The sequence below is a fragment of the Alishewanella aestuarii B11 genome (genome assembly GCF_000280055.1).
Lineage (GTDB): Bacteria > Pseudomonadota > Gammaproteobacteria > Enterobacterales > Alteromonadaceae > Alishewanella > Alishewanella aestuarii.
The window spans coordinates 54943-66431 of sequence record NZ_ALAB01000038.1 but is presented as its reverse complement, the minus strand read 5'-3'; the positions used below and the strand labels follow the sequence as shown (position 1 = coordinate 66431).

Annotated in this window: 11 protein-coding genes and 4 tRNA genes; 6 read left to right on the top strand and 9 right to left on the bottom strand. The window is 50.3% G+C overall.

All coding sequences use genetic code 11. The annotated features are described in order from the left end of the window. Positions 1–560: ISAs1 family transposase (locus AEST_RS14280; protein ID WP_039925563.1), on the top strand; the 560-nt coding region annotated here is incomplete at its 5' end. Positions 561–581: 21 nt separating this feature from the next. Next, the gene (locus AEST_RS14275) at positions 582–1049 is read left to right on the top strand and encodes a GGDEF domain-containing protein (RefSeq protein WP_008609877.1); all 468 of its coding nucleotides are present in this window, start codon (positions 582–584) and stop codon (positions 1047–1049) included. 334 nt (positions 1050–1383) lie between these two features. Here the strand turns inward: AEST_RS14275 and AEST_RS14260 are convergent. The 6 genes from AEST_RS14260 to dnaQ form a co-directional block, all read right to left on the bottom strand. Then, positions 1384–1460, bottom strand: a tRNA-Asp gene (locus AEST_RS14260). A 41-nt stretch (positions 1461–1501) separates the two neighbouring features. Continuing rightward, positions 1502–1578 (bottom strand) — tRNA-Asp (locus AEST_RS14255). Between the two features lie 26 nt (positions 1579–1604). After that, positions 1605–1681, bottom strand: a tRNA-Asp gene (locus AEST_RS14250). 16 nt (positions 1682–1697) lie between these two features. After that, positions 1698–1774: transfer RNA gene (locus AEST_RS14245), tRNA-Asp, on the bottom strand. A 104-nt stretch (positions 1775–1878) separates the two neighbouring features. Next, complete coding sequence (locus AEST_RS14240) at positions 1879–3231, bottom strand: TIGR03503 family protein (protein ID WP_008609876.1); 1353 nt, start codon at positions 3229–3231, stop codon at positions 1879–1881. Beyond that, on the bottom strand, positions 3219–3923 hold the full coding sequence (dnaQ, locus tag AEST_RS14235; RefSeq protein ID WP_008609875.1) for a DNA polymerase III subunit epsilon: 705 nt from the start codon (positions 3921–3923) through the stop codon (positions 3219–3221). Before dnaQ ends, AEST_RS14240 begins: the two co-directional genes overlap by 13 nt. Positions 3924–3990: 67 nt before the next feature. Between dnaQ and rnhA the strand changes: the two genes are divergently transcribed. Then, entirely contained in the window at positions 3991–4470 is a 480-nt protein-coding gene (rnhA, locus tag AEST_RS14230; RefSeq protein WP_008609874.1) for a ribonuclease HI, read from the top strand. Here rnhA and AEST_RS14225 read toward each other — a convergent pair whose 3' ends face one another. Further along, entirely contained in the window at positions 4471–5025 is a 555-nt protein-coding gene (locus tag AEST_RS14225; protein ID WP_008609872.1) for a glutathione peroxidase, read from the bottom strand. Positions 5026–5201: 176 nt separating this feature from the next. Between AEST_RS14225 and AEST_RS14220 the strand changes: the two genes are divergently transcribed. Both AEST_RS14220 and AEST_RS14215 read left to right on the top strand, forming a co-directional pair. Next, positions 5202–5387, top strand: a complete 186-nt coding sequence (locus tag AEST_RS14220) for a PA3496 family putative envelope integrity protein (RefSeq protein WP_008609869.1) — start codon at positions 5202–5204, stop codon at positions 5385–5387. Between the two features lie 127 nt (positions 5388–5514). Continuing rightward, positions 5515–8436 carry an EAL domain-containing protein gene (locus tag AEST_RS14215; RefSeq protein WP_008609867.1) on the top strand — a complete coding sequence of 974 codons (2922 nt, stop codon included), beginning with the start codon at positions 5515–5517 and terminating at the stop codon, positions 8434–8436. Between the two features lie 29 nt (positions 8437–8465). Here AEST_RS14215 and folE read toward each other — a convergent pair whose 3' ends face one another. Both folE and AEST_RS14205 read right to left on the bottom strand, forming a co-directional pair. Then, on the bottom strand, positions 8466–9107 hold the full coding sequence (gene folE / locus AEST_RS14210; RefSeq protein WP_008609865.1) for a GTP cyclohydrolase I FolE: 642 nt from the start codon (positions 9105–9107) through the stop codon (positions 8466–8468). Between the two features lie 146 nt (positions 9108–9253). Next, a complete protein-coding gene (locus AEST_RS14205; RefSeq protein WP_008609864.1) occupies positions 9254–9607 on the bottom strand; it encodes a DUF2750 domain-containing protein in 354 nt (117 codons plus the stop codon). Positions 9608–9766: 159 nt separating this feature from the next. On the opposite strand from AEST_RS14205, the gene ettA reads away from it, so the two are divergent. Beyond that, the gene (gene ettA, locus AEST_RS14200) at positions 9767–11428 is read left to right on the top strand and encodes an energy-dependent translational throttle protein EttA (RefSeq protein ID WP_008609863.1); all 1662 of its coding nucleotides are present in this window, start codon (positions 9767–9769) and stop codon (positions 11426–11428) included. The last annotated feature ends 61 nt before the right edge of the window (positions 11429–11489 follow it).

Below are 11489 nucleotides of genomic sequence, written 5' to 3'. Positions count from 1 at the left end.
CCGACTACCTGTTGACGGTTAAAGGCAACCAAGGACAGCTGCATGATGCCGTAAAACAAGCCTTTGCGGGTAAAGCGCACAAAGATACTGCCGCGCAGTCACTAGAAAAGAACCGTGGGCGCTTGGAGTACCGTGAATTCCAGGTATGTGATGCCAGTGAATTACCGGAAAAACTCAAAGCTGCGTGGCCAGGGCTGACAACCCTTGGCATGGCAACGACTTACCGGGTGGAAAAGCACAAGCGAGCCGTATTAGAACAGCGTTATTTTATCAGCTCAGCCGTTCTTAGTGCCGAGCGGCTAGCCAGCGCAGTTCGCGAGCATTGGAGTATCGAAAACCAGTTACACTGGGTGCTGGATGTAAGCTTAGGTGAGGATGCTTGCCAGATATATCGTGGTAATGCAGCGACTAATCTTGCCACGATGCGACACTTTGGTTTGAATATGTTACGCGCTGAGAAGCGAAAAATGAGTATCAGAAGAAAGCAGCGTCAGGCATTGATGAATGAGGCTTATTTGGATGCGGTGCTTGAAGCTGGAATGAGTATGGTTATTAAATGACCACTCGTAATCTCACCCTGATTGCAAGACCCGCTTACCTTGCTGCCGAATCGTCGCTTTGCCATGCAATTACTGGAAAGGCTGGTTAATGAAAAGGCGGAGTTTAGTATTCTTAGCCTGGATCTGGATAAATTTAAAGAAGTGAATGACAACTATGGTCATGCTGTGGGAGATGCTCTGCTACAAGAGGTCGCCAAACGACTGCAGGCCGGCTTGCGGGCTTCAGATCACGCCTGTCGCTTATCTGGTGATGAATTTCTGGTAATCTTACCTCGCGTACATCGCGAGAAAGACTTGCAGCACATTATCAACAAGGTATCGGCACGGCTTAGCGACACCGTTTTCGTATTTAACGACAAGCAGTTTCAGATCCAATACAGCCTGGGTTATGCCAGCTTTCCAATTCATGCGACTGAGCTTGATAAACTACTACATTTTGCCGATCTGGCGATGTACCAGCAAAAAGCCGCACATAAAGCCAATGCTTAACTGACTAGCCAGTTGATTTTTAACAGAGAGCAACCGACTGAACTACCGCTTGGCGGCTGTAAATTGCATGGAACGTAAAGTGGCGGAGCGGACGGGACTCGAACCCGTGAACATTTTGGCGCTGGCGTGACAGGCCGGCTGATTTTTAACAGAGAGCAACCGACTGAACTACCGCTCAGGCTTACTAAATTGCTTGTGGAATTAAAGTGGCGGAGCGGACGGGACTCGAACCCGCGAACATTTTGGCGCTGGCGTGACAGGTCGGCTGATTCTTAACAGAGAGTAACCGACTGAACTACCGCTCAGGCTTACTAAATTGCTTGTTGAATTAAAGTGGCGGAGCGGACGGGACTCGAACCCGCGACCCCCGGCGTGACAGGCCGGTATTCTAACCGACTGAACTACCGCTCCGCGCTGGAGTGAGCTACTGCTCAGGTGAAAACTTACTGAAGTGGCGGAGCGGACGGGACTCGAACCCGCGACCCCCGGCGTGACAGGCCGGTATTCTAACCGACTGAACTACCGCTCCGGATCAGGAAGCTGCTTCGATGCTAGTGGCGGAGCGGACGGGACTCGAACCCGCGACCCCCGGCGTGACAGGCCGGTATTCTAACCGACTGAACTACCGCTCCGGAAAGCATCGAAAATTGGCGGAGCGGACGGGACTCGAACCCGCGACCCCCGGCGTGACAGGCCGGTATTCTAACCGACTGAACTACCGCTCCGCGCAGTGCACCAAACTATCAGATGGGTATCGTCTGGTGCGGCGGGAATGATACGGATATGCCCCAAAGCCGTCAACATCTTTTTTGTCGCTTTTGCCTATTCCTTAATCATCCGGTAAAGAAAGGTCCAGAATATCGTCTTTTTGTGGCGGCTTACTGGTAGTTGCCGTGGTTTTCTTCGCCGCGACCGGAGGTTCTGGCTTGGCTTTGCGCCAGAACAACAGTGCGTTCAACCCCTTACCAGTCATCACCAACCAGAACAATACGCCCCCCAGGGTAACAATAATCAGATTTGACAGAATTACCAATAACCAGGGAAAGCCAGCTTCTGGCGCGGCGGGAGGAGTATCAGCAGCCTGGTTGACCGGCGTCTCAGTTACAGGCTCAATTGCCAGTGCTTCCTGAGCCTGCTGTATAACCAAAAACCGCTCTTCCGGCAGATTAAGCACAAATTCACGACCGTCCTGCATATTACCAAATACCGACAGATTCAACAGATAGCTACCATGACCACGATTTTCTACTGTGACCTCCCGCGCCTGCTCAGGCTCGGTTATTGCAAACTGAAAACTGTCACCGTCCGGATAACGGATCAGCCCCTGAAACAACAATGTATCCGCATCGACCAGTTCAGAGGTTTTGGTCAGTCGCAGCAGATGCGGTTGTGTCATCTCCCGGGAATAAACAAACTCGATTGCCACCGGAGCTGGCGCCACCCGCACCGGGGCTTGCTCCAACTCACGGCTATATAGTGGCGTACGGACAATAAAACGCGGGATCCATTCCCCGGCACCGAAGTTAAGATTAACCTCACCGGTAAAAATACCGTCCCGCGCACTGGCATCGTAACCACGACCATCATCACGAAAGGTCGCAACCTCCGCCAAGCCACGGCCATAGTTCTCCATATCCGGATTATTGGTGCTGACAAATAACACCTGCATGGTCAGGATTTCACGAAAATCCCTGGCATTCACTAACTGGTCGCCGTCCATCAACCGGGCGGTCAATTTAAAGGTTTCACCCACCATTAAGGCGCTGGGAAGAGGGTCAACGTCCAATTCAATATCAGTGAGGACCAGTACCCGGCTTTCTGGCAAAATCCGCCCTACTGCCTGCCAGGGACCTGGCATCGGTTCATTGATCTCAATCAGATCGTAACTGGCTGCATCATGCCAGCGCATATTGTGATCTTTCGCTGTATTGTAGAAGACTTTACTGCCGTCAGGACGCACTAATACGATAGACGCGGTGCCCGGGCGACGGAAAAATACTAATGTAATGCTCTTTACACCATCATCAATCCGAAAGCGGTTATCAAGCAGCGGGATCTGATTACGGGTTGGCAGTTGCTCCAATATCGTCAGACCAGGTTCATCCCGTTTTGGCGCGGTATCGTCCTGAGCCTGAACCGGCAGCAGTAAAGATAAAAATAGACACAGTACTAGACGCGCCACAGGCAGGTTCCCCCTTTTTTCTGCACCAAATCCAAACGGCTCTCATGTGCAGCGACTTCCGACTCTGACGCCCGGATCACCTTTAAACGCCCCTGGCGCTGAATATGCAGTGGACTTTGTTGCTCGAGCTGTTCGGCTTGCTCTTCGGCCGCCAGATTAAGGCTGACCTGACCACCGGTCATCAGCAGATACACATCTGCCAGAATTTCCGCATCCAATAAAGCGCCGTGCAAGGTACGATGGCTATTATTAATATCGTAGCGTCTGCACAGCGCATCCAGATTATTTTTTTGCCCCGGGTGCAGTTCACGAGCTAACAGCAAGGTATCAACGATAGTGCAATACTGGGCGACCGGCGGCAGCGCCGGCCGGAGCAAAGCAAATTCATGATCAATAAAGCCGACGTCGAAGGCCGCATTGTGGATCACTAACTCGGCACCCTGAATGTACTGGTAAAAACTCTGCGCTATTTCCCGGAACTTCGGCTCAGCAGCCAGACGCTCATTGGTGATACCGTGTACCGCTATCGCCTCTGCATCAATTTCCCGCTCCGGATTGATATATACATGGAAGTTGTTACCGGTGAAACGGCGGTTTACTAGCTCGACGCAACCGATCTCAATAATACGGTGGCCTTCTTTTGGACTGATGCCGGTGGTTTCAGTGTCGAGAATAATTTGTCGCTTTGCCATCTACTGTTTCGCTTTTTCACTGGATTTACGCTAGATTATACGCCGTTTTCAGCTTAGGAAAGGCCAAATGCAGAAAAGTGTTGCAATCTATACCGATGGATCCTGTCTCGGCAATCCCGGACCCGGCGGCTATGGTACCATTCTGTGCTACCAGCAACATCGCAAAGAGCTGAGTGCAGGCTTTCGACTGACGACCAACAACCGGATGGAACTGCTGGCCGCAATCGTCGGCCTTGAAGCATTAAAAAGTCCTTGCCGCGTCGATTTAACTACCGATAGTCAATATGTCAGGTTGGGTATCACCCAGTGGCTGGCAGGCTGGAAACGCAATAACTGGAAAACCAGTCAGAAGCAAGCGGTGAAAAATCAGGACTTATGGCAACGCCTGGATGCAGCCTGTCAGGGTCATCAGATAAGCTGGCACTGGGTAAAGGGTCACAATGGTCATCCGGAAAACGAACGCTGTGATGAATTAGCCCGCAATGCCGCCAGTGCGACACCGGCGGCCATTGATAGCGGCTTTGAAGCGAGTCAGGCCGCTATTTAGCTATTCGGCTTGTAGCAGCTGTTCCAGTTCCGCGATAAATTTCAGATCCGTTGGATTCACCCGGCTGCCAAAATGCAGCACTTTCTGCTCGTCTTTGCTGACCAGATATTTGTTAAAATTCCAGGACGGAGCTTCACCCGTTTTGGCAATCAGCGCTTTGAATACCGGATTAGCCTTATCACCACGCACACTGGTAGTAGAAAACATCGGAAACTCTACACCATAAGTCAGATAACAGACTTCGGCAGTCTTTTCTTCGTCACTGTGTTCTTGCCGAAAATCGTTAGATGGAAAACCTAACACCACCAGCCCCTGTTCTTTATAACGCTGGTACAGCTGCTCCAGTGCTTCAAACTGCGGCGTAAAACCACACTTGCTGGCTGTGTTGACGACCAGTAAGGTTTTGCCCTGAAATTGTTCACAAAGGTCAACCGTTTCACGGGTTTTTAGTTGTTGCACCGAGTGGCTTAACACCGCACCACATTGTGCCGCACTGGCAGTTTGTGGCAATAAACTCAGCCCCAGTAACCCCATGCCTAGTACTAGTATTTTCATTATTAACTCCAGTTTATGTTATCAGTTCAGCTCATTACGCCAAGCAACTGCTCTCAGATCGCTTTTATCAGCTTTATCGTATATCAACAAAAATATTTATCGATACCTAAAAAAATTTTCACTGTTGTTTCAGCTGCTTTAGCGATAAATAAGCAGAAAATTGTGAGGTAATCAGTATGTCTGCACTACAGCCAATCGAGTTGGATGAATTTAACGAGCCAGCAGAGCTGGAAGCCGCAGTCAATGTGGTTAAGGATAGCAAAGCCAAACAAAAGTACGAAGCCAGGCGACGCATTGACGAAATTATGGAGCAAAAACGGCTTAGGGAACTACTGGACGACTGGGAACTTAGCGACGACTGAAGACAGACGCTACCTCGGGCGAGCGTTAAATGCTAAACTGCTAAATTATTCAACTTAGCAAAGCATAACGGGCCGCCACACTGTGTTGAGATCGAGAGCTTTTCATCTGGGATTTATTGTCCCGATATTGGTTTTATTATTAAGTGGCGCCGTAAGTTATAGTTTATTGCAACATCTGAGCGACCAGCGCCAGCTGCAACAGCAAAACCAGCTCAATGATCAAGCACAATCCTATGCCAGTGCCATTCAACAAGAGCTGGTAAGAACGGCAACCGCAGCTTATGCGATGGCCGGCTGGCTGCGCTTACAACAAGGTGATCTGCAACAATTTGAACAGTTTGCTGCGCAAATCTATCCTTATTACCCACAGCTAAAAACCTTATCAGCTGCCCCAGCAGGCATCATTAGCGCCGCTTATCCGGAGCATACTAAACAGCAGGTATTGGGTTTCGATATTCTGCAGGATCCCATTCAGGGCGCCGCTGCCAGGCGCAGTTTACAAAGTAAACTAGTATATCTGACCGGCCCCTATCAACTGCGCCAGGGCGGTGTAGGTGTTATCGGACGCCTGCCAGTCCAGCTGCCGGATGACACCGGCAGCAACCACTTTTGGGGGTTTATCAGTGTCACTTTCGAACTGGAAGCACTGGAAAGTATCAGACAACTGGTACAACTGCCGGCCCGCGGTATTCAATATCAAGTGTGGCTGGATGACACGACGGAACAAAGTCTGATTATCAGCAGTACGACGTCTGCGTTCAGCGCGCTAGCAGAAGCGAAAATTCAAACCGGCACCGTCAGCTGGCGTTTGTTGCTCAGCGCACCGGCCGTGGCTCACTACAGCACAGTTGCTTACTGGCAACAGTTTCTTGCAGTAGTCTTTAATCTGCTACTCGCGGCATTGAGTTACTTTTTAGTCCGCACCCTGAATTCTAAACAGCTGCTGAGCCAACAAGTTGCGGCCAGAACTGCGGATTTGCAAACCCAGTTGGCGCGCCACCGCAGCTTTATTGTTGCCAGTAACACTGGTAGCTGGGAATTTGATCCCGAACTGCAACAATTAACTTGCAGTCCGGAATACTTTTCTATGCTGGGTTATCAAAGCCAGGATATTCCAGCAACTACACCTCAGAATCTGGATACAGTCTGGACGGATTTATTGCATCCGAGCGATCGACAGGCCGCCAGCCAAGCCTTCGCTGACTATCTGGCTAGCCCGCAACAAGAGCTATATCAAAATCATTTCCGGATGCGGCATAAAGATGGCCACTGGGTGTGGATTCTATCCCGCGGCCGCACTATCGTCACCGAGCAGGGTAAACGGCTGACGGTCGGGACTCATATTGACATCAGTGATCGTAAAGAATCGGAGCTTAAATTACAGCTGTTGGCACGCTTGTTTGAACAAAGCTCAGAGGGATTACTGATCACCAACTCTCAGCAACAAGTGGTGATGGTCAATCAGGCATTTTGTAATATTAGCGGCTATCGGCCGGAAGAAGTGGTTGGTAAAGATCCCAAATTGCTATCATCCGGTAAACATGACAAAGCCTTTTACCAGAAAATGTGGCAAGCCATTCAGCAGCAAGGCGTTTGGAAAGGTGAAATCTGGAACCGGCGCAAAGATGGTACTCTTTACCCGGAATGGTTATCGATTAGTAAAATCGATGGTCCTGAGCCGGGTGAAATTTATTATGTTGGTTTATTCAGCGATATCACCCAGTACAAAGAAGACGAAGCACAAATTCGCTTTTTAGCGCAATATGATGCCCTGACCTCACTGCCAAATCGTGCCTTACTGATGGATCGGACTGAACAGGCACTGGCGATCGCCAAAGCGCAACATCAGGCCCTGGCGCTGCTATTTATCGATGTAGACCGTTTTAAACAAATTAATGACTCGCTCGGCCATCAGGTTGGTGACCAGTTACTGATTCTCATCGCGCAACGTCTAGCCACCCTCTGTCGGCCGGAAGATACACTCTGTCGACTGAGCAGTGACGAATTTGTTTTGTTACGCCCTCATACCGATGCTGATCAAGCGGCACAATTGGCCGAGCAAATTCTGCCCTTAATGCTTACGCCTTACCAGGTGAGTGGCCAGGAATTGGTGCTCTCCGCCTCTATTGGCATTGCACTCTATCCGGAGGATGGACAACACTTTCATGAGCTGTATCGCCATGCTGATATAGCAATGTATCGTGCCAAGGAAAAAGGCCGTAACACATACTGTTTCTTTACCAGCGAGATGCAGCGCTATCTTGCCCGCCATCTGCTGTTGGAAAACGCCTTGCGCCGTGCCATCGATAATAACGAATTGAGTTTGGTTTATCAGCCACAGTATTCGCTGCAGCAACAAAAGCTGATTGGTTTTGAGGCCCTGCTGCGCTGGCAACATCCGGAGCTGGGTTTTGTCTCTCCCGGTGAGTTTATTCCGCTGGCCGAGCGCAGCGGTTTGGTGATCCCGTTAGGTGAATGGGTACTAAAAACGGCGTTGGCAGAACGCGCAGCGTGGCAACAGCTTACGTCCAGCGAACTGACTGTCGCAGTAAACTTATCGCCGGTACAGTTCCGCCAGCCGGGCTTACTGACATTAATTGATGCCCAGCTACAAGCACATCAGCTATCGGCTGCTGCGCTGGAATTAGAAATTACCGAAAGCGCTATGGTCGAAGATCCGGCACAGGCGGCCAGTCTGTTAGACGCATTCCGGCATCGGGGCTTACGCATTGCCGTTGATGATTTTGGTACCGGCTATTCATCGCTTAGCTATTTGAAACGCTTTGCGCTGAACAAACTAAAAATCGACCAATCCTTTATTCGTGATCTGTTAGCGGATGCCGATGACCGGGCAATAGTACAAGCCATTATCAGCATGGCAAACAGTCTGGAGCTGGAAACTATTGCTGAAGGGGTAGAAACCGCTGAACAACAAGCTTTGTTAAAGCAGCTGGGTTGTCAGGCGATCCAGGGATACCATTATGGCAAGCCGATGCAGGCAACTGCTGCCAGAGAAATGATTAGCAGGGAACTGGGGCGTGAACCGTAACGAACGGCTCAGGCACCAGCGTGACCGCTCTAGCAGGCTAAAAACTCAGCGCGGGTACGGGCGTCGTCTTTAAAAATACCGCCCAGAGCCGTGGTTTGGGTTTTCGAATTCACATCCATTACACCACGCGATTTAACGCAGTAATGCACGGCATCCATGGTCACCGCCACGTTATCGGTCTCCAGCAACGCTTGCAGCGCAATCAGAATTTGCTGCGTTAAGCGCTCCTGCACTTGTGGCCGCTGCGCAAAAAAGCGCACGATCCGATTGATCTTCGATAAACCAATAATCTTCTTTGCCGGAATATAGGCCACAGTAGCGCTACCATCAATAGTCACAAAATGGTGCTCGCAGGTACTGGTAAAGCTAATGTCTTTCACCTTGACCATTTCGCTAACTTGCATCTTATTTTCAATCAGCGCAATTTTCGGAAAGTTGCGGTAATCCAAACCGCCAAATACCTCATCAACATACATCTTAGCAATGCGATGCGGTGTTTCTCTAAGGCTGTCGTCGTTTAAGTCCAGCCCGAGCGTCTGCACTATTTCGGTCATCAGCTGATTAATTTTCTGATACTTTTGATCGCGGGATAAGCCGTTATCACGCATTGGCGTTTCCAGACCTCTGGCTTCCAATGCACTACGGACTAACATCGCTTCTTCAGTTAACATATTCACTTCCAACACCTGACTCTGATGCAGCTTCTACGCCCTAACCCGGCATCCAGTTTAGTGGCTATTGCACAATAACTGCTATTTTACACCCATAAAACACGAAAGCCCAGCAAAGCCGGGCTTGGGTAGGCTAACCGACAGGCTTACTGCACGCGGGCTAAGGCTTCCAGCAGCTCACGCGGCTCAACTTCCGGGCCATTTAACGACTCATCCCAGTTAGTCCCAATCAACACACCGTCGTCGTACATTTCTTTTAACCAGCCTTCACAGAACACATCCAGCGGGATGGCTTCCGGCTTATAATTTTCCCATTCGTCTGAGCAATGGGCCTGAGCATCCGCTTTATTCGACCAGAACGGCATCACGTCAGTTTCTTCAAATTCTACCGATTCCACTACCAGTAAATCTTCACCATCCGCCAGGGTCCAGACCACCCCTTCGGTTTTAGCTTCTTCGACAAAACGCTGAAAACTTGGATCATGTGCAAACTCAGACATACCTAACCTGCTTTAAAAGAAATTCACCCTGCTATTAAAGCAGAGATCGGCAACGAAAAGCCAACTTTATTAGCAGTAATGCCCCTTGCCTACCCCCTGGCATGAAAATGACGTACAATCAGCCCGATGTATCAATCCATCTGAACGGTAATTGAAACCATGGCGCAATATATTTTTTCAATGTATCGGGTATCGAAAGTTGTACCCCCGAAACGAACCATCTTAAAAGATATCTCCCTGTCGTTTTTCCCCGGCGCGAAAATTGGCGTCTTAGGTTTAAACGGCTCGGGTAAATCCACGCTGTTACGCATTATGGCCGGCGTAGATAAAGAATTTGAAGGCGAAGCCCGGGCACTTAGCGGCACCAAAATTGGTTACCTGCCGCAAGAGCCGGAGCTGGATGCCAATAAAACCGTAAAAGAAATCGTCGAAGAAGCGGTAGCTGATGTGAAGCAAGCCTTCGCCCGTCTGGACGAAGTCTATGCCGCTTACGCCGATGAAAATGCCGACTTTGATGCGCTGGCGCGTGAGCAAGGTGAACTCGAAGCCTTAATTCAGGCTAAAGATGGCCACAACCTGGAGAATACGCTGGAGCGCGCCGCAGATTCACTGCGTTTGCCGCCCTGGGATGCCAAAATCGAACATCTGTCGGGTGGTGAACGCCGCCGGGTAGCAATTTGCCGCCTGGTACTGGAACGCCCGGATATGCTATTACTGGACGAGCCAACTAACCACCTGGATGCTGAATCCGTGGCCTGGTTAGAGCGCTTCCTGCACGACTACCCTGGCACTGTTGTGGCCATTACCCACGACCGTTACTTCCTCGATAACGTCGCCGGTTGGATTTTAGAGCTGGACCGCGGTGAAGGTATTCCATGGCAGGGTAATTACTCCAGCTGGCTGGAGCAAAAGGAAGCTCGCCTGGCGCAGGAAGAGAAGTCCGAGAATGCCCGCCAGCGCTCTATTAAGCAGGAATTGGAGTGGGTACGCACTAACCCCAAAGGTCGCCATGCCAAGAGCAAGGCACGGATGGCCCGCTTTGAAGAGCTGCAAAGCCAGGAATTTCAAAAACGTAACGAAACCAATGAGCTGTTTATTCCGCCTGGGCCGCGCCTGGGTGATAAGGTGCTGGAAGTTAGTCATCTGCGTAAAACCTTTGGCGATCGTGTGCTGATTGATGATTTAAGCTTTAGTATTCCGAAAGGCGCTATCGTCGGTATTATCGGTCCGAACGGTGCCGGTAAATCGACGTTGTTTAAAATGATCACCGGCACCGAACAAGCAGATGGCGGCAATATTGAAGTAGGTGAAACGGTACAGATCGCCAGTGTCGATCAGTTCCGCGATAAGATGAACCCAAAAAACACGGTCTGGCAGGAAATTTCCAACGGTCAGGATATGCTGCAAATCGGTAACTTCCAGATCCCAAGCCGGGCTTATGTCGGTCGCTTTAACTTTAAAGGCAATGACCAGCAGAAATTTATCGGTGAGTTATCCGGCGGTGAACGTAACCGGGTGCATTTAGCGGCGCTACTCAAAGCCGGTGGCAATATGCTGCTGCTGGACGAACCGACCAACGATCTGGACGTAGAAACGCTACGGGCGCTGGAAAACGCGCTGCTGGATTTCCCGGGCTGTGCCATGGTGATCTCGCATGACCGTTGGTTCCTCGACCGTATCGCCACCCACATTCTGGATTACCGCGATGAGGGTAAGGTGAACTTCTTCGAAGGTAACTACTCGGATTATGAAGCCTGGCTGAAGCAAACCTACGGCGCGGCGGCATTAGAGCCACACCGGATTAAATACAAGCGGATCTAAGCGCCGTCTTTTCGTTAAAACGCCTGCACTTGCAGGCGTTTTTGTTCGTACAACTTGTCAA

Excerpts from the sequence above, each read along its gene's own strand:
- dnaQ (WP_008609875.1), bottom strand. The coding sequence starts at position 3,923 with ATGGCAAAGCGACAAATTATTCTCGACACTGAAACCACCGGCATCAGT.
- rnhA (WP_008609874.1), top strand. The coding sequence starts at position 3,991 with ATGCAGAAAAGTGTTGCAATCTATACCGATGGATCCTGTCTCGGCAAT.
- AEST_RS14225 (WP_008609872.1), bottom strand. The coding sequence starts at position 5,025 with ATGAAAATACTAGTACTAGGCATGGGGTTACTGGGGCTGAGTTTATTG.
- AEST_RS14220 (WP_008609869.1), top strand. The coding sequence starts at position 5,202 with ATGTCTGCACTACAGCCAATCGAGTTGGATGAATTTAACGAGCCAGCA.
- folE (WP_008609865.1), bottom strand. The coding sequence starts at position 9,107 with ATGTTAACTGAAGAAGCGATGTTAGTCCGTAGTGCATTGGAAGCCAGA.
- AEST_RS14205 (WP_008609864.1), bottom strand. The coding sequence starts at position 9,607 with ATGTCTGAGTTTGCACATGATCCAAGTTTTCAGCGTTTTGTCGAAGAA.
- ettA (WP_008609863.1), top strand. The coding sequence starts at position 9,767 with ATGGCGCAATATATTTTTTCAATGTATCGGGTATCGAAAGTTGTACCC.